Origin of the sequence: Pantoea sp. sgz302252, from assembly GCF_047713085.1 — a bacterium.
Taxonomy (GTDB): Bacteria; Pseudomonadota; Gammaproteobacteria; order Enterobacterales; family Enterobacteriaceae; genus Scandinavium.
In genome coordinates, this window is the sequence record NZ_JBLFJW010000053.1 from 1 (window position 1) to 17,045 (window position 17,045).

Consider the following 17,045-nt stretch of genomic DNA (forward strand, 5'->3'; position numbering starts at 1 on the left):
GTAGCGCCGATGGTAGTGTGGGGTCTCCCCATGTGAGAGTAGGGAACTGCCAGGCATCAAATTGAAAAACCTGAACAGCCTTCGGGGCAGTTCACTACTCGATGAGAGTAGGACAAAAGCGAATGCTTTTGAATGTTGCAAAGCAACAGCCCGAAGGGTGAGTCACAAAGTGACTCATAAACTGCCAGGCATCAAATTAGCAGTAAACCGGGGTATAAACCGGTGTGGTAAAGAAATTCGGTGGAGCGGTAGTTCAGTCGGTTAGAATACCTGCCTGTCACGCAGGGGGTCGCGGGTTCGAGTCCCGTCCGTTCCGCCACTTATTAAGAGCCCTGAGCATTTGCTCAGGGCTTTTTCTTTTGTCCAGAATTCAGGGATTATTGCCAGAATCGCAAAAATCCTCTGCATTTTTAACTCTTTTTCTCCCTGCCTGCACGTCCGATAATCCTCTGATAACACACAAAGTGATTAAAGAGGAACACATGACACTCCCTGCATTTGGTTTAGGTACTTTCCGTCTTAAAGACGACGTAGTTATTGCTTCCGTAAAAACTGCCCTTGAACTGGGGTACCGTGCGATTGATACTGCACAGATTTATGATAACGAAGCGGCTGTCGGGCAGGCGCTCGCTGAGAGTGGAATTCCGCGCAGCGAACTGTTTATCACCACCAAAATCTGGACAGAAAACCTCAGCAAAGAGGCGCTGATCCCAAGCCTGAAAGAGAGCCTGAAGAAGCTGCGTACCGATTATGTGGATCTGACCCTGATCCATTGGCCGTCACCGAATGATGCTGTGTCGGTGGAAGAGTTTATGCAGGCGCTGCTGGAAGCAAAAGAAAGTGGACTGACCCGTCAGATTGGTATTTCCAACTTCACTATTCCGCTTATGGAGAAAGCGATTGCCGCGGTCGGCGCTGAAAATATTGCCACCAACCAGATAGAGCTCTCACCGTATCTACAAAACCGCAAAGTGGTGGACTGGGCGCAGCAGCATGGCATCCACATCACTTCTTACATGACGCTGGCTTATGGTAAAGCGCTGCAAGATGCCACTATCCAGAAGATTGCCGATAAGCATCAGGTGACTCCGGCGCAGGTGATCCTGGCCTGGGCAATGGCAGAAGGCTATGCGGTTATCCCTTCTTCAACGAAGCGCGAGAATCTGGCAAGCAACCTGCTGGCTCAGCAGCTGAAACTGGATGAGACGGACAAGGCGGCAATTGCCGCTCTGGAGTGTAACGATCGTCTGGTTAGCCCGGAAGGTCTGGCACCTGAGTGGGATTAACTCATTGAATCGAGGGGCGTAGTGCCCCTTTATTTTTTATGCTGAGCTTCATGCTCACTCAAAAAATCAATAAATGCGCGGATTCGGGTACTTACTGCCCGATCGCTGTAATACACGGCGCTGAACGGCATCTCCACCGGCAATCTTTTGTCTGCCAACAGTTCAACAAATTCCCCTCTGGCAATCTCGTTATCGACCATATAGTCCGACAGACAGGCGATCCCGTTCCCGCTCAGACAGAGCTGTTTCAACGTTTCACCACTGTTGGATGAAATGCCGCTGACAATCTCATGCAGCTGTCCATCACAGCAGGAGATTGGCCACATATTGAGTGACGTGGGCTCCGTAAAGCCCAGGCACAGATGCTGTTTAAGCGCTTCAACTGTTTCAGGCTTACCGTAACGGGCAATGTAATCCGGAGAAGCGATTATCTTCCGATAGCTGCTGAATAATGGGCGTGCGCGCAGGCTGGAGTCTGTTAATGTTCCGGCGCGGATCGCCACATCGACTTTTCGCTCGATAAGATTAATGAAGGTTTCAGATGAGACCAGTGAGAGAGTAATTTCAGGGTAGCGCTCGCGAAATGGCTTAATCAAAGGCATCAGATAATGCAGAACGACTGGCGTTGCAGCGTCAATCCGCAGTAGGCCTCGTGGTGTGTGCCGGGCCTCCATAAGCTCATTCTCAGCCGCTGCCATTTCCTGCAAAACACCCTGCATGCGGCGGAAATAGCGCTCTCCTTCTTCCGTCAGGCTAAGCTGGCGAGTCGTGCGATTAAGCAGACTCACACCTAACTTCGACTCCAGCTTTTTGACGGCACGGCTAACGGCAGAATTTGCCTGATTCAGCTGCTCTGCTGCACGACTAAAACTTCCGCTTTCCACCACGGCGACAAAGATGGCGATCTCTTCAGAGGTTGCTCGCATTATTGCTCCTGAAGCAAAATTTTATTGAGATTTTGACGGTTTTTGTTATTTAAGCATCCGTGCGTACTGCGTGTCATCTTAATCCTGATGATACGGAGTAAATTATGCCACTGGCGCTTCTTATCCTGACGATCAGTGCCTTTGCAATTGGTACGACCGAATTTGTTATCGTGGCCTGGTTCCTACAATTGCTGAACAACTTTCCGTTTCCCTGCCTTCTGCCGGGTTACTGGTGTCTATCTATGATTTAGAGGTTGCGATTGGTGCGCCTGTTCTGACGGCCTTAACGGGCCGTATGCCACGTAAAAAGCTGCTTCTGGCTAATGGGGGGCTCTTCTCTATTGGCTCAACCATCGCGACAAGTCCGGTGCCAAAAGAAAAAGCGGCCTCTGCCATTGCCATTATGTGACGGTGGCGCTGGTCACTGGTATACCTTTGGGGACGTTCATTGGCCAGCATTTTGGTTGGCGTGAAACTGTTGATTAGTGCCAGCGGCCGTCTTGATAAAACGGTGAAAGTGGCGCTGAGCTGATGTGTAACCTGAGTTTTTGCTTATACACAAGAAGGTAACTTTCTGGAAAATAGCGTTGAAAGTGTGAGCTAAAGTCCCTATAACAGAGGAACCACACCGTGATGGCGGCGTGGTTTTTCTGTTATTGAGGTCAGAAATCCAGCGTGCGAAAAAATACCTATGCCATGCGTTATGTTGCCGGACAACCGGCCGAGAGGATCTTACCTCCCGGTTCGTTTGCAGCTATTGGCAAAGCGTTACCCGCAGGTGCCCCTCTGAGCTGCGATGAAAAAATCCGTATTCTGGTCTGGAACATTTTCAAGCAGAAACGGGAAGAGTGGTTATCGGTGCTGACAAACTTTGGCAAAGATGCTCACCTGGTGTTGTTACAGGAAGCACAAACGACGCCAGAACTGGTCCGGTTTGCCACCAGTAATTATCTGGCTGCCGATCAGGTGCCTGCTTTTGTCTTACCACAGAATCCATCAGGGGTGATGACGTTATCATCCGCGCATCCCGTCTATTGCTGCCCTTTGCGCGAACGTGAACCGATCCTGCGCTTAGCCAAGTCTGCTCTGGTGACCGTCTACCCTTTGCCAGATTCACGCTTGTTGATGGTGGTGAATATTCATGCCGTTAACTTCAGTCTCGGCGTCGATGTTTACAGCAAACAACTGCTGCCGATTGGCGATCAGATTGCCCATCACAGTGGCCCAATCATCATGGCGGGAGACTTCAACGCATGGAGCCGTCCGCGCATGAATGCGCTTTATCGCTTTGCGCGTGAAATGTCACTGCGTGAAGTCCGCTTCACCGACGATCAGCGCCGACGCGCGTTTGGTCGCCCTCTCGATTTCGTGTTCTACCGTGGTTTGAATGTCCATGAGGCCTCCGTTCTGGTGACTCGTGCATCCGATCACAACCCGCTACTAGTGGAATTCAGTCCCGGCAAACCTGAGCGATAAAGGTAAGTCAGGTCTGCCGTGGGGCAGGCCTGCGCACATAAGGTGCTGCCCTTTATTCATTCAACCAACCGAAGGACAACACAATGACAACCAACACGCACCACAATAACGTAGATAAACAGTTCGGTTTTCAGGCCAGCGCGTACTTAACCAGTGCCGTTCATGCCTCAGGGCGTGATTTGCAACGGCTGTCAGAAAGGCTGAGTGCCTTTCCTCAGGCGCATGTTCTGGATATGGGATGTGGTGCCGGTCACGCCAGTTTCATTGCTGCCGGAAAAGTGGCGAAAGTGACAGCTTACGATCTGTCTGCGCAAATGCTGGACGTGGTAAATCAGGCCGCTGCCGATAAGGGCCTGACGAATATTTCCACCTGTCAGGGCTATGCTGAAATCTTACCCTTTGAAGACGCCAGCTACGATGTGGTGATCAGCCGTTACTCAGCCCATCACTGGCATGATGTCGGTCAGGCGTTGCGGGAAGTGAGGCGTGTGCTGAAGCCGGGTGGGGTGTTCATTATTATGGATGTCATGTCCCCGGGGCATCCTTTGCGGGATATCTGGTTGCAGACCGTTGAAGCGCTGCGTGATACCTCGCATGTCCGTAATTATTCGAGTGGCGAGTGGTTGTCGTTGATTAACGAAGCCGGATTGATCACCCGTAATCTGATTACCGATCGCTTGCCGCTGGAATTTAGCTCATGGGTTGCGCGCATGCGCACGCCTGCGACTTTGTGTGAAGCCATACGTCTGTATCAGGACAGTGCTTCTCAGGAAGTGAAGAATTACTTCGAACTGCAGGAAGAGGGGTCGTTTACCAGCGATACCATTATGGCGGAAGCCTTCAAGGCACCGTAAGCAAAGCCAATAAAAAAGGCACCGGAGACGGTGCCTTTTTCGTTAAACTGACTGGTCAAACAAAGCGATCAGGAATCGGGTCTGACGCTGTTCTTCACGTACAGCGTCAGCTGGTCGCCCGGTTTCAGATTGTCGGTATCGCTGTTCCAGCGCACCACATCTTTGATGTTTACGCCGTGACGTTTCGCGATGCTCGACAGTGAATCCCCTTTGCGTACGCGATAGGTAATGCTATCGCTATTGTTCGCAAGACGACTCGCGCTGCTACCTGCGCCTACCGTCAGGTTTTGACCGACTTTCAGATGCGAACCACGCAGTGAGTTCCACTGCTGTAGGTCTTTCGACGTCACGCCTAAACGTGCGGCGATGCCTGAAAGGGTGTCACCTGTACGTACCTTATAGCTACGGCTGGTCATCGGCGTGTTATCCGCTACCAGAGTCGGCTGAACGGCGGCAATCTCGCCAGACGCCAGAGACTCACGCAGCTGATCGGCATGCTTCTGCGGCACCATCACATACTTCGGCCCGCTGGCGCCAAGGGTGGAACCCTTTACGCCGGCATTGAATGCCTTCAGCTTGGTGACAGAAATGCCTGCCATATCCGCAACCTGCTTCATGTCGACTGGATTATCCAGACGGACACGCGCCAGCGCCCGGCTTTCATCTGCTGTTGGCAGTTTCACACCGTAACGCTTGCTGTTTTTGAGAATATCACTCAAAGCCAGCATCTTCGGTACGTAGATCTTTGTTTCCTGCGGCAACGAAAGTGACCAGAAATCGGTCGGTTTCCCGCGCAATTTGTTCGCCTTCACTGCCTTCATCACACGACCTTCGCCACTGTTGTAAGCCGCGACAGTGAGTAACCAGTCGCCGTCAAACATCTTGTTCAGACGTTGCATCATGTCGAGGGCTGCTGTCGTAGAAGCCACTACGTCACGACGTGCGTCGTAAGCTCGGGTCTGTTTCAAACCATAATTGCGCCCTGTGCTCGGAATGATCTGCCAGATGCCTGCGGCATTGGCGCCAGACGTTGCATGGGGGTCAAAAGCGCTCTCCACTATGGGTAGTAGTACCAGTTCCATAGGCATGTTACGTTTCTTAACTTGCCCGGCTATCCAGTACATATACGGCTCTGCCCGTAAAGTTACATCGTGGAGATAGCTCTTATTACGTAAATACTTCTGCTTTTGTTCGCGAATCCGGCCATTTTCCGGAATTCCCATCTTTAGCTCGTCGCCGATGAAAGCCCACAAGTCCTGATCCTGCGCGTAAAACGTCCCGTCGTCCATCCATCGCGCTTGACTTGCAAACTTTCCTGCTTCCCCTTGACTAGCCGCAGAAAGGCTCTGTGCATGCTGCTGAACGTTACCATCACGATTGGCCTGGCAACCTACGAGCAAGACAGAGGCGAGTAATATCGCTCGTGCCTTCATGTGTGTGGTCAATAGTTGCTTAAAAGACGAGCGATCATAACGGCGAAAATGTTAAAAGGCAACCCTGCAGTGCTAGAAGTTATCTTTCTTTGACCGTAACCATGCAAATCGTTGCTCAGGCTGTTGCAAATTTGTTTCTTTAGATAATTTTTTAATAAAATCAGCATTATCTGTACGAAGAAATACATTTATTTTGCGCTCATTTTTCAGAATTGCGGGGAGTGTTTTTTGATTTTTAGCGCGTAACTCCTTAACTTCCATGAAGTAATCATTTAGGTCAGAATCGTCTGGGAGGATGCTGACGGAAAACTTCATGTTGGCTAAAGTATACTCATGTGCGCAACAGACCAGGGTGTGATCGGGTAATGCGCTAAGTTTTTTAAGTGATTGATACATTTGCGAAGATGTGCCTTCAAACAAACGTCCACATCCGCCAGAAAAGAGAGTATCGCCAGAGAAAAGATAAGGATAGCTAAAGTAACAGAGGTGGCCTGCCGTATGGCCTGGAGTAAAAATTACAGAAAATTCGCACCCCAAAATATCGACCCTATCCCCTTCTTTGACTATTTTCGTCGCACCTTTATCTTGTGTCTCTTCAGGGCCATACACCACTAGTCCCGGGTATTTTCGCGTCAGTTCTTTCACGCCACCAACGTGATCGTTGTGATGGTGTGTCAGTAAAATCGCTTCCGGGTACCACTTGTTTTCTGTCAGAGCAGCAAGTATTGGCGCAGCTTCGCCTGGGTCAACTATCAGGCAACGCCCGTCGTCCTCGCTCAATACCCAGATGTAGTTGTCCTGAAAGGCGGGAATACTGTTAAGATTCATGGATTACCTCTTAAACGTAGCGGGTGTTGTGATGAAACCGGCAAGGATACCTCTGGCAGTGACGGCACCTGGCCACTGGGCTGAAATGCCCTGGGGCGAATATTATCGCGAAGCGTTAGAGCTGCAACTCAAACCCTGGATGGCGAAACTCTATGGCTTTCATCTGCTTAAGATTGGCAATTTAAGCGCGGAAATCAATACCGAGGCGTGCGCTATTTCCCACCAGGTGAATGTTTCACTCGGTGGCGAGCCGATGCAGGTCAAAGCCGATCCGCTGCATCTGCCGTTTGCCGAAAAGTCTGTTGATGCTTGCCTGCTGGCGCATACGTTGCCCTGGTGCCAGGACCCACACCTTTTATTGCGCGAAGCGGATCGTGTTCTGATTGATGACGGCTGGTTAATTTTGACCGCATTCAACCCAGTCAGCCTGATGGGGCTACGCAAAATGGTGCCAGTGTTGCGTAACCGCATGCCGTACAACAGCCGAATGTTCACTCTGATGAGACAGCTCGATTGGCTTGGGCTGCTCAATTTCGAAGTCTTGCACCAAAGCCGTTTTCAGGTTCTTCCGTGGACCCGGCAGGGCGGGCGCATACTGAGTGCGCATTTGCCCGCGCTGGGATGCTTGCAAATAATCGTGGCTCGTAAACGGACGGTTCCACTCACGCTCAATCCGATGCGGCAGAGCAAATCAAGGACTCAACTGCGTCCGGCTGTTGGCGCCACTCGTCAGTATCGCAAGCCGCAGGATTAACTTTCTGGCTTATAGCCTGTGTCGTCCTGAGTGGGATTCATCGCCGCTGCACGAGCAAGTTCATCGCAGCGTTCGTTCTCAGGATGACCGGCGTGTCCTTTTACCCACTCCCAACGAATTTTGTGATCGCTCAGCGCGGCGTCCAGACGCTGCCACAGGTCGACATTCTTCACCGGTTTTTTGTCTGCCGTTTTCCAGCCGCGTTTTTTCCAGTTGTGGATCCACTGGGTAATTCCCTGACGAACGTACTGGCTGTCGGTACTCAACACCACTTCGCAATGTTCTTTCAGCGCTTCAAGCGCCACGATGGCGGCCATCAGTTCCATTCGGTTATTGGTGGTCAGGTGGTAGCCTTCGTTAAAGGTTTTTTCATGCTTCCCGTAGCGTAAAATCGCGCCGTAACCACCCGGTCCTGGATTACCGAGGCAAGAACCATCGGTGAAAATTTCTACCTGTTTAAGCATCTCTGGTAGACTTCCTGTAATTGAAATCGACGTAAACGGTAAGTCTGACATAAATGAGCGAGATGAGCACTGCAATTACCCGACAGATCGTCCTCGATACCGAAACCACGGGGATGAACCAGATTGGCGCGCACTACGAAGGGCACAAGATCATCGAGATCGGTGCGGTCGAAGTGATCAACCGCCGTCTGACGGGTAATAACTTCCATGTCTATCTGAAGCCAGACCGGCTGGTGGATCCAGAAGCGTTTACCGTTCACGGTATTGCCGACGAGTTCCTGCTCGACAAGCCGACGTTTGCGGATGTCGCCGATGAGTTTATCGATTACATTCAGGGCGCAGAGCTCGTCATCCATAACGCGTCGTTCGATATCGGCTTTATGGACTACGAGTTTGCCAAACTCAATCGCGGCATCGCCAAAACCAACACCTTCTGTAAAATCACCGATAGCCTGGCGCTGGCACGTAAAATGTTCCCCGGCAAGCGTAACAGCCTTGATGCGCTCTGCTCTCGCTACGAAATAGACAACAGCAAACGTACGCTCCACGGCGCATTGCTCGATAGCCAGATTCTGGCAGACGTCTATTTGCTGATGACCGGCGGCCAGACGTCGATGAAATTTTCGATGGAAGGCGAGAGCCAACAGCAGCAAGACATGGGCATTCAGCGTGTTGTGCGTGCAGCCAGCCAGTTACGGGTCATTTCAGCGACGGATGAAGAGCTGGCAGCCCATGAATCCCGTCTCGATTTGGTGCAGAAGAAAGGCGGAAGCTGCCTGTGGCGCGCCTGATAGCGGATCCCCTGTGTTTTAACTCTTCGAATGGGTAATTTTGCAGCAACCGATTCAAAAGCAGAGAAAAATCGTTGACGCCTTTGAAGGGAATCCGTAATATTCGCTGCGTTCCTAGGGGAACAGTGGAGCGGTAGTTCAGTCGGTTAGAATACCTGCCTGTCACGCAGGGGGTCGCGGGTTCGAGTCCCGTCCGTTCCGCCACTATTCAGAAGTCCTGAATCAGCAATGATTCAGGACTTCGTCGTTTTAGTCTTTCACCACTTCCACATCACCCAATCCTTCACTCACACTTTCACGCTCATAACGTGCCAGAACACCAGCGCTTGCTGACGTTGTCGTATTGCAAACGCATCACCCAAAGCTGGCGGAGCCTCGCTGAATAATTTTGCCCCGGCAAGCGTGGTAATCCCTTCGATATCAAAGCGATTTTTGACCGCACAAGAGACGCCAGCCAGCGGAGGAAGAGCTTCACCATTCGCAATCTTCGCATCGACTTCTGCGGCCTCGGCAAGCATCCGTGCCGTGGTCACTTCGGTAAAGACATTGACCTGCGGATTATCCCGCTCAATGCGAACCAGTGTTTGCTGCGCCAGCTCAACGGCGCTGAGCTGAATTGTTTGTAGCGCAACCCTTGCTGAATATCCCGAATACTCCATGTCATAGCGAATACACTCCTGCACCTTCCTGCCGTTGCTGCGCGGATCAAATGCCCCTTCGAGCATGCCGTTCGGGTGGCGCGTAATCACACCCGCATGCCTCATCGCTTCACTCATGCCCGGTAGCCACTCAACGTCATGTCCTTCATTCCGCCGTGCAAGGAATCAGGCAAAAACTGTTCCAGATTGACGAGTCGCGTCGGGCTGTGTCAGCCTGAGATGAAACAAAAGTTGCAGGAGAGGGTATGCAGCAGCTGGATGAGCGCCTGAGGGCGTGTTACACCGAATTATCACCACAGGAACAACGAGTTGCCTCCTTTATCATGGATCACTTCGATGATTTGGTGAGCTACAACAGCGCCGAGCTGGCGCGGCTTAGCGGGGTCTCGAAGGCGACGGTCAGCCGTTTGTTTCGCCACCTCGGCTATGAACGCTTTAAAGATATGCGCGAAGAGCTACGAACCCTGCGCCAAAGCGGAATGCCGCTGACTGGCGACCGCGATGCGGTGCAGGGCAACACGCTGCTGGCGCGGCATTATAAACAAGAGGTGGCGAACCTGACGCAATGGGTCAACGCGCTGAATGCAGACCAGTTTGCTGAAGTCATTACGGCGATGCAGGCGGCGAAACGCATCGTTATCGTGGGCCTGCGCAACAGTGCGCCGGTCGCGCTTCATCTGCGCCAGCAACTGCTGCAAAGCCGGGGCAACGTGTCCCTGATGCCGCAGCCAGGGCAGACGCTGGCGGAAGAGTTGGCTGATCTCGGCGAGCAGGATCTTGTGATTGTCGTGGCTTTCCGGCGTCGTCCTCGGGTGATTCGCCCGCTGCTGGAAGCCCTGCAAAACCAACAGGTGCCGGTTTTGGTGTTGAGCGAGCCGCAGGCCACAGGCCTGAAAACGCGCTGTCGCTGGCATATCGCCGCCCCGCTGGACAGCGTCTCTGCGTTCGACAGCTACAGCAGCGCCATGAGTCTGGTGAACTTACTGGCTAACGCCTTGCTGCATAGCACCCTGAGCGAAGGCCGCCAGCGTATCCATCGCATTGCCGATCTTTATCAGTCGCTGGATGAGCTGGAGCAACGTTAATGAACCATCATGGTGCAGTTGCACTCCCGCAGTGTGCCGTTTTGATACAACGACTCTGAGATAACAGCGGCCTTTCGCGGTGAACCGCAGAGGCCAGGGAAAAAATGCGCTGGCACATTCGTTGCAAAAACGCTATTAAAGAATCATTCGTTTCACACTCTCTCTTTCCCGATCAAAGGATGTGTCTATGCTCGATGTGCAGTCGTATTCTCAAATCAATCCGCCTCACCGTTTACTGATGGGACCAGGGCCGATCAACGCCGATCCGCGCGTGCTTCGCGCCATGGCCAGCCAACTTGTCGGGCAATACGATCCGGTGATGACGGGCTACATGAACGAAGTGATGGCGCTCTATCGCGGCGTGTTCCGCACAGAAAACCGCTGGACAATGCTTATCGACGGCACATCGCGCGCTGGGATTGAAGCCATTCTGGTGTCCGCTATACGCCCCGGCGACAAAGTGCTGGTGCCTGTCTTTGGCCGCTTCGGTCACCTGCTGTGCGAAATCGCTCGCCGCTGTCGCGCCGAAGTTCATACTCTCGAAGTACCGTGGGGAGAAGTCTTCACCGCCGAGCAGATTGAGGATGCCATCAAGCGCGTGAAGCCGCGTTTGCTGCTGACTGTTCAGGGCGACACGTCTACTACCATGCTGCAACCGTTGCAGGATTTGGGCGAGATTTGCCGTCGCCATGGCGTGCTGTTCTACACCGATGCCACAGCCTCACTGGGCGGCAACGTTCTTGAGACTGACGCCTGGGGTCTGGATGCGGTGTCAGCAGGATTGCAAAAATGCCTCGGCGGCCCGTCCGGCAGTTCTCCTGTCACGCTCAGCGCTGAAATGGAAGCCGTTATCCGTGCGCGTAAATGCGTGGAGCAAGGCATCCGTACCGAGGTGCATCAGAATGGCGAAGATGAGATGATCTGGTCGAACTATTTCGATCTCGGCATGGTGATGGACTACTGGGGGCCTGAGCGTCTGAACCACCACACCGAAGCCACCAGTATGCTGTTCGCCGCCCGCGAATGTGCGCGGATCATGCTGGAAGAGGGCATAGATCAGCTGATCGCCCGCCACGAACTTCATGGCCGCGCGATGCTAAACGGCATTCAGGGAATGGGGCTGGACGTGTTCGGCGACATCGCCAATAAAATGAATAATGTCCTCGGCGTGGTGATCCCGGCTGGCGTGCATGGCGAAGAGGTGCGTAAGCGTCTACTTGACGATTTCCATATCGAAATCGGCACCTCGTTTGGACCGCTGGCGGGTAAAATCTGGCGTATCGGCACGATGGGGTATAACGCTCGCAAAGACTGCGTACTGCAAACCTTAACCGCGCTGGAAGCGGTGCTTAACCGTCTTGGCTATAAGACCACGCAGGGTGCAGCGATGCAGGCCGCCTGGGACACCTGGGAGGGGTAAGCTCATGCAGATGACATCCGAAGAGGCCCGTCTTGCCGCTGAACGCGTGATGGTGCGAAGTGACAGCTTAGCGGAAATCAGTGAAACACCCGGCGAACTGACCCGGGTTTATCTCTCGCCAGAGCATTTGCGGGCGAATGTGCAGGTGGCGCAATGGATGGAAGCTGCGGGCATGACCACCTGGCAGGATGCGGTGGGCAATATTTGTGGCCGTTACGAAGCGGCGGCAGAAGGGGCTCCCGCGCTGCTGCTGAGTTCGCATCTGGACACCGTCCGCAATGCCGGGCGCTACGACGGCATGCTTGGGGTGCTCACCGCGATAGAGATTGTCGACTGGCTGAACCGCCAGCAAATCCGGGCTGAGCAAGCCATCGAAATTGTCGGTTTTGCCGATGAAGAAGGTGCGCGCTTTGGTATCACGCTGCTGGGAAGCCGAGGCCTGACAGGAACCTGGCCGCCGGAATGGCTGGTCTGTCAGGATGCGCAGGGCATCAGTGTGGAACAGGCGTTAGTGAAGGCGGGGTTCGATCCTTCACGCATTGCCAGTGCATCAAGATCTGCCGAGGATTTCAGCGCCTGTCTTGAGCTGCATATCGAACAAGGCCCGGTGCTGGAAGAGGCTGATTTAGCCGTTGGCGTGGTGACGGCCATCAATGGCGCACGACGTTTACATTGCCGGTTTGACGGCGAAGCGGGTCACGCCGGAACAGTGCCGATGGCGCATCGGCGTGATGCCCTGGCAGGTGCCGCAGAATGGGTAAACGCGATTGAAACGCTGACCAAAGCGAGCGATCCCAAGCTGGTTGCGACCGTCGGCACACTTCACTGTGTGCCGGGCGCAGTCAACGTGATCCCCGGCAGCGTCACTCTGTCGCTGGATATTCGCAGTCCTTCTGATGAGACACGTGAGGTTCTGCTGACCACGCTTTTGGCAAAGGCGCAGGCCATCGCCAGCCAGCGCGGGCTGACGTTCTCCCATGATATTTTCTACACCACGCCAGCCACACCGTGCGATCCGCAATTACAGGCCGCCTTGATGCGCGCCTGCGAAGCCGTTCAGGGCAGGGCGCTGGCGCTGCCAAGTGGCGCAGGGCACGATTCGATGGCACTGGCAGAGCGCTGGCCGGTCGGCATGTTGTTTGTGCGCTGCAAGGGCGGAGTCAGTCACCATCCTGCGGAATCTGTGCTGGTGGACGATGTGGCAACAGCGCTGGAAGCCTGGAGCGCAGCGGTGACCATTACCATTTGCCTTTTTTGATTGCGCCCTGGGGCTGGTCGACGTACCCGCCGTCTCGTGACTTTAACCACCGTCGCTGCCGCCATTGAGCACTTAAAAGGTGACGTTAAAAATGGCGTTAGAGACGCACGGATATGGTTTTTTTAAGCGCTTCGTTGAAAGAAGCGCTAAAGGGGAGAGTTAGTCGAGGGTAAAAGCATCCGCATCCTGCCAGGCAGGGAATTTTTCGCGGTACTCTTTCAGTGCAGAGAGCGACAGTTCGGCATCGATTCTGGTCGCCTGGTGGGCTTCCGCAGTGCCAATGATGCCGCCCTGCGGGTTAATCACCCGGCTGTCGCCGCGGTAGTGATAACCGTTGCCATCGGTGCCTACGCGGTTGCAGCCCACAACATAGGCCTGATTTTCAATTGCCCTTGCGGTCAGCAGCGCTTGCCAGTGCAGCGAGCGTGGGGCAGGCCAGTTGGCCACGTACAGCGCCAGATCGTAATCATCACGATTACGCGACCACACCGGGAAGCGCAGGTCGTAGCACACCAGCGGCAAAATTCGCCAGCCGCGCCACTCGAACACCACTCGCACATTGCCTGCTTCATAATGGTGATGTTCATCCGCCATGCGGAACAGATGACGCTTGTCATAGCGATGGACTTTGCCTTCCGGCTCCACCAGCAGGAAACGGTTCACCGGGCCGCGTTCGGTTTGCAGGGCTGCACTTCCGGCAATCAGCGCATCCGCCTGTTTGGCTTTCTCGTGCATCCATGCCACAACGTCCTCTTCCGGCAAAGATTGTGTGGCCGCTTCCATGGCAAAACCGGTGGTGAACATTTCCGGCAGGACAATCACATCGCGCCCCTGGATGCCTTCCAACTGGCGATCAAAATGGCGCAAATTGGCAGGACCGTCCATCCACACCAGCGGTTGTTGCAACAGCGTTACTTTCAGGTTAGGCACAGTCAGAAGCTCCTGAGTCATCGGCGGTCAGATTACTCTACTACCTTATCAGGGCACGGCGGTAGTGCGTAACATTTCGATAAAAATCTACATCAGGGAGTGCTGACCGTTATGCTGCCACTCCCAGAACTGCTGACTTTCCGTGTTGATCATCCGCAGGCAATGAAACGAGTGCGTGCTGGCGTAGAGTGCAAAAAAAGAAGAGAGCACCGAGCCTAATAAATACATTTCGCCTTCGCAGAGGAAAGGTTCTGGATTTACCCATAAGGTGGTTGCCAGTCCACGAACAGGCTTCCCTTTAAATAATCTATCGACGGGACAGGAATGTATCGTTTGTATCGCCGCGATTTTCTCTGGCGAGAGCCGGGATAAATGAGGCTGGTGAAGGCCGGGTATATCGAACGTTTTCAACAACTGGGTAAGCGCATCCCGCTCCAGCAGAGAAAGGTAATTGAGGTTCATACAAGACAGGAGTGACCAGTGCGTTTCTCCCTTTGTGACAGGAGGAATTGAGGGGGAAGGCCTGGTGATATTTTGAAACGAAGCGGCCGCCGGGTTTTTGCTGACGGCAACGCAGATATCACCGATATCAAGCGCGCTGGTCAGGCTGCGATTTGTGCAAATCAGGAGGGTATTCAGTTCTTCATGTTTTAGCCGTTCAGGGTGCGGGGCTCTGCCATCCGAATGGACAAAGGCTAGCGAGTGTTTTTGTCCGCGCTGGACAAGTCCGGGTTCTGTCCGATGCTGCCAGTAAACCACTTCACGTTGGTGAGGATCCTCAAACGGGTGATGGCTTCCGAGATACTCCGGCCAGATTTGATAGCGGGAACCTTGCTCTGACTCTTTTACCCGACTGGTCACCGATTTTATCTGGAAAATTTCATAAGCTTCAGGTGCTTTATGACTAATAGGTAGCGGGTACCGAGGGGCAGCCTGATTCGGTTTCACGGGCTCAGCGGAATGGACGAACAAATTCACCGCCGGTGAGCAATAGGGACGTAGCGAGTTTTGGTTCAGCTTCAGATTTTCGGGCAGTGGTTCAGAAAAATGCAACCGCAGAGTAAAAGCTTGTGTTGGAAAATCAGCCGGAAACGGAGTGCTATTGTGTATCTGAAAAAAGAAAAAATTTTCCGGAAAGCAAAAGTACTCGTACAAAATCCGAAAACCAGCCTGATGGTTTGTTGCCCATGGCAGTATGGCTTCCTCTTCCTCAAAACCTGCTGGCTCCAGCCAAAAATCGGGCAACGGAATACGTTGCTTATCGGCTATCAACTCTGCATCCATCAATCGTTCGGCGAACCACAGATACAGCAGGTAGCGGGTAAAGGTATCCTCATCATTTAGCCAGAAACTCAGTTTCCCCAGGTCCAGCATTTGCGCATTGACGTTACCGTCCGTCGAAAAATTGATATCAAGAATCCCCTTTTCTGGGCTGCTTCTATTACGAATACCGCAGACATTTAGCGGTTGTAACCAGACATCACGGGTGAGGGTGAAATGGCAGGCAGGAAGAGACGTATTCTCTTTTTTAATCAGTGCAACTTGTCCTGACTGCAAGCTCGCATTTGTCCGGGTTCGTATCGTTTCATCACGGGGGATCAGGGCAGGTTTTTGTAGGGTCGGTTTGGGCTTAAATTCAATCACCGCCAGGGAGGGAACCGGACGCAAATAGTTAGGCCATAATGCGTGGATCATTCCGTAGGTCAGTTCTGGAAAACTATCTTCCAGTTTTTGACGTAAACCTGAAGATAAGCTTGCGAATACTGCCATTAATTTTTCGACGTCTGCATTGCCGGCTGTTTCCCCCAGAAATGGGATCAGATGGGGATTTTCTTTCGCCAGTAGTTTTCCCAACTGGCGTAGATAGTCCAGTTCTTCTCTGAAGTATCCTTCATCAAATGACATGCTTTACTCCTTTTTCAGGTGCGATAGCGGACGAAATAATTCATGGTGATTATCTGTTTACGGTATTTATTAAAAAAACAAATTATCATATATATTTTTAAATCGTATGGTACGCAGAATTTTGAATTTATCGAATGTTTTACTGTCCTTTTCGTTGTAAGGTTTTAGTCCTTGTTTTTTTTGCGCGCCAGAAATGTATCTTATCGGCAATATAGTGATCTGAAATGTATTTAGCTGGCCGATGAATCTGGTTTTTATTATTTGTTTATCGTATTTGTGTGAGTGCCATATTGGCGCTCATTAGGTTGCTGTCCTTATTTTTACGTGGTGGTGAAGAATGGCCGCTTCGGCGGTAGCGTGGGTGAAATGTAAATATTCCACAGTGGATGATTGATTTTTAGAACGCTGGCAATTTTTTACAGTAGGGGAAAAATATGGCCTTAAAAGGAATTCGCTTTACTCTGGAGGTGGACGGACAGAATGAAGACACCTTCGCTGTAGTAGGGTTTCAACTACAACAACGTTATTCCACGACGTTTGAACTCATTGTGGAGGTGGCAAGTCAATCGTTTGACCAGACGGCAGAGCAATTGCTCGAACAAAACGCCACCTTAACTGTCTGGCAGGGAAATGTCTCGTTACGGACCGTTTCAGGGAATATCGCCACTTTCAGTATGAAAGAAAGCAATGACTGGCAAATGCAGTACCGCTTCAGGATTTGTCCGCCTTTGTGGCGCTGCGGGCTTCGCCAGAACTTCCGCAGTTTCCAGCAGCAGGACATTCAGTCCATCTCCGCCACGTTACTGAATGAAAATGGCGTCACTGAGTGGTCGCCAATCCTCTATGATCCGCATCCCGCCCGGGAGTTCTGCGTGCAGTACGGCGAAAGCGACCTCGATTTTCTGTCGCGGCTGTGGGCGGAAGAAGGCCTGTTCTTCTTTGATAAGTCTGACCAGCAGCAGCGAATGGTGCTGAC

The 17,045-nt window shown here is 52.6% G+C and carries 16 protein-coding genes, 2 tRNA genes and 1 pseudogene; 12 read left to right on the forward strand and 7 right to left on the reverse strand.

Annotated features, from left to right (window positions below):
* Window positions 1-242: 242 nt before the first annotated feature.
* Window positions 243-319 (forward strand) — tRNA-Asp (locus ACLW56_RS23995).
* A gap of 163 nt (window positions 320-482) precedes the next feature.
* Entirely contained in the window at window positions 483-1,286 is an 804-nt protein-coding gene (gene dkgB / locus ACLW56_RS24000; protein WP_330986154.1) for a 2,5-didehydrogluconate reductase DkgB, read from the forward strand.
* 29 nt (window positions 1,287-1,315) lie between these two features.
* Here the strand turns inward: dkgB and yafC are convergent, their stop codons facing one another.
* Entirely contained in the window at window positions 1,316-2,212 is an 897-nt protein-coding gene (gene yafC, locus ACLW56_RS24005) for a DNA-binding transcriptional regulator YafC (protein WP_330986155.1), read from the reverse strand.
* A 104-nt stretch (window positions 2,213-2,316) separates the two neighbouring features.
* Between yafC and ACLW56_RS24010 the strand changes: the two are divergent.
* The 3 genes and pseudogenes from ACLW56_RS24010 to ACLW56_RS24020 form a co-directional block, all read left to right on the forward strand.
* Window positions 2,317-2,689, forward strand: a pseudogene (locus ACLW56_RS24010) (MFS transporter); the annotation flags it as partial.
* A gap of 198 nt (window positions 2,690-2,887) precedes the next feature.
* Complete coding sequence (locus tag ACLW56_RS24015; protein WP_330986156.1) at window positions 2,888-3,688, forward strand: endonuclease/exonuclease/phosphatase family protein; 801 nt, start codon at window positions 2,888-2,890, stop codon at window positions 3,686-3,688.
* 83 nt (window positions 3,689-3,771) lie between these two features.
* Window positions 3,772-4,542 carry a class I SAM-dependent methyltransferase gene (locus ACLW56_RS24020; protein WP_330986157.1) on the forward strand — a complete coding sequence of 257 codons (771 nt, stop codon included), beginning with the start codon at window positions 3,772-3,774 and terminating at the stop codon, window positions 4,540-4,542.
* A gap of 68 nt (window positions 4,543-4,610) precedes the next feature.
* Here the strand turns inward: ACLW56_RS24020 and mltD are convergent, their stop codons facing one another.
* Both mltD and gloB read right to left on the reverse strand, forming a co-directional pair.
* Entirely contained in the window at window positions 4,611-5,975 is a 1,365-nt protein-coding gene (mltD, locus tag ACLW56_RS24025; protein WP_330986158.1) for a murein transglycosylase D, read from the reverse strand.
* Window positions 5,976-6,047: 72 nt separating this feature from the next.
* Window positions 6,048-6,803: a hydroxyacylglutathione hydrolase gene (gloB, locus tag ACLW56_RS24030; RefSeq protein ID WP_330986159.1), complete on the reverse strand. Its 756-nt coding sequence runs from the start codon at window positions 6,801-6,803 to the stop codon at window positions 6,048-6,050.
* A 31-nt stretch (window positions 6,804-6,834) separates the two neighbouring features.
* Here gloB and ACLW56_RS24035 point away from each other — a divergent pair, with 31 nt between their 5' ends.
* Window positions 6,835-7,557, forward strand: coding sequence for a class I SAM-dependent methyltransferase (locus ACLW56_RS24035; RefSeq protein WP_330986168.1), 723 nt, complete (start codon window positions 6,835-6,837; stop codon window positions 7,555-7,557).
* Here ACLW56_RS24035 and rnhA read toward each other — a convergent pair.
* On the reverse strand, window positions 7,554-8,021 hold the full coding sequence (rnhA, locus tag ACLW56_RS24040; protein WP_330986160.1) for a ribonuclease HI: 468 nt from the start codon (window positions 8,019-8,021) through the stop codon (window positions 7,554-7,556). The genes ACLW56_RS24035 and rnhA overlap by 4 nt on opposite strands.
* A gap of 62 nt (window positions 8,022-8,083) precedes the next feature.
* Here rnhA and dnaQ point away from each other — a divergent pair, with 62 nt between their 5' ends.
* A complete protein-coding gene (gene dnaQ, locus ACLW56_RS24045) occupies window positions 8,084-8,812 on the forward strand; it encodes a DNA polymerase III subunit epsilon (protein ID WP_330986161.1) in 729 nt (242 codons plus the stop codon).
* Window positions 8,813-8,939: 127 nt separating this feature from the next.
* Window positions 8,940-9,016: transfer RNA gene (locus tag ACLW56_RS24050), tRNA-Asp, on the forward strand.
* An 83-nt stretch (window positions 9,017-9,099) separates the two neighbouring features.
* Here the strand turns inward: ACLW56_RS24050 and ACLW56_RS24055 are convergent.
* Window positions 9,100-9,471 (reverse strand): amidase family protein, encoded by a 372-nt coding sequence (locus ACLW56_RS24055; protein WP_330986169.1) that lies wholly within the window; start codon window positions 9,469-9,471, stop codon window positions 9,100-9,102.
* Window positions 9,472-9,716: 245 nt separating this feature from the next.
* On the opposite strand from ACLW56_RS24055, the gene ACLW56_RS24060 reads away from it, so the two are divergent.
* From ACLW56_RS24060 to hpxK, 3 genes are all read left to right on the forward strand, one after another.
* Window positions 9,717-10,556, forward strand: a complete 840-nt coding sequence (locus ACLW56_RS24060) for a MurR/RpiR family transcriptional regulator (RefSeq protein WP_330986162.1) — start codon at window positions 9,717-9,719, stop codon at window positions 10,554-10,556.
* A gap of 187 nt (window positions 10,557-10,743) precedes the next feature.
* Window positions 10,744-11,976: an alanine--glyoxylate aminotransferase family protein gene (locus tag ACLW56_RS24065; protein ID WP_330986163.1), complete on the forward strand. Its 1,233-nt coding sequence runs from the start codon at window positions 10,744-10,746 to the stop codon at window positions 11,974-11,976.
* 4 nt (window positions 11,977-11,980) lie between these two features.
* Complete coding sequence (hpxK, locus tag ACLW56_RS24070; protein WP_330986164.1) at window positions 11,981-13,234, forward strand: allantoate amidohydrolase; 1,254 nt, start codon at window positions 11,981-11,983, stop codon at window positions 13,232-13,234.
* Between the two features lie 159 nt (window positions 13,235-13,393).
* On the opposite strand, the gene ACLW56_RS24075 is transcribed toward hpxK, so the two are convergent.
* Entirely contained in the window at window positions 13,394-14,164 is a 771-nt protein-coding gene (locus tag ACLW56_RS24075; protein ID WP_330986165.1) for an amidohydrolase, read from the reverse strand.
* Window positions 14,165-14,251: 87 nt separating this feature from the next.
* Window positions 14,252-16,069 (reverse strand): type VI secretion system baseplate subunit TssF, encoded by a 1,818-nt coding sequence (gene tssF / locus ACLW56_RS24080; protein ID WP_330986166.1) that lies wholly within the window; start codon window positions 16,067-16,069, stop codon window positions 14,252-14,254.
* Window positions 16,070-16,503: 434 nt separating this feature from the next.
* Here tssF and ACLW56_RS24085 point away from each other — a divergent pair.
* Window positions 16,504-17,045, forward strand: a 542-nt coding sequence (locus tag ACLW56_RS24085; RefSeq protein ID WP_330986167.1) for a contractile injection system protein, VgrG/Pvc8 family, incomplete at its 3' end; no start/stop codon positions are given.

Coding starts and splice junctions, on each gene's coding strand:
- dkgB (WP_330986154.1), top strand. CDS start 483: ATGACACTCCCTGCATTTGGTTTAGGTACTTTCCGTCTTAAAGACGAC.
- mltD (WP_330986158.1), bottom strand. CDS start 5,975: ATGAAGGCACGAGCGATATTACTCGCCTCTGTCTTGCTCGTAGGTTGC.
- hpxK (WP_330986164.1), top strand. CDS start 11,981: ATGCAGATGACATCCGAAGAGGCCCGTCTTGCCGCTGAACGCGTGATG.
- gloB (WP_330986159.1), bottom strand. CDS start 6,803: ATGAATCTTAACAGTATTCCCGCCTTTCAGGACAACTACATCTGGGTA.
- tssF (WP_330986166.1), bottom strand. CDS start 16,069: ATGTCATTTGATGAAGGATACTTCAGAGAAGAACTGGACTATCTACGC.
- ACLW56_RS24065 (WP_330986163.1), top strand. CDS start 10,744: ATGCTCGATGTGCAGTCGTATTCTCAAATCAATCCGCCTCACCGTTTA.
- ACLW56_RS24060 (WP_330986162.1), top strand. CDS start 9,717: ATGCAGCAGCTGGATGAGCGCCTGAGGGCGTGTTACACCGAATTATCA.
- dnaQ (WP_330986161.1), top strand. CDS start 8,084: ATGAGCACTGCAATTACCCGACAGATCGTCCTCGATACCGAAACCACG.
- yafC (WP_330986155.1), bottom strand. CDS start 2,212: ATGCGAGCAACCTCTGAAGAGATCGCCATCTTTGTCGCCGTGGTGGAA.
- ACLW56_RS24035 (WP_330986168.1), top strand. CDS start 6,835: ATGAAACCGGCAAGGATACCTCTGGCAGTGACGGCACCTGGCCACTGG.
- rnhA (WP_330986160.1), bottom strand. CDS start 8,021: ATGCTTAAACAGGTAGAAATTTTCACCGATGGTTCTTGCCTCGGTAAT.
- ACLW56_RS24055 (WP_330986169.1), bottom strand. CDS start 9,471: ATGGAGTATTCGGGATATTCAGCAAGGGTTGCGCTACAAACAATTCAG.
- ACLW56_RS24020 (WP_330986157.1), top strand. CDS start 3,772: ATGACAACCAACACGCACCACAATAACGTAGATAAACAGTTCGGTTTT.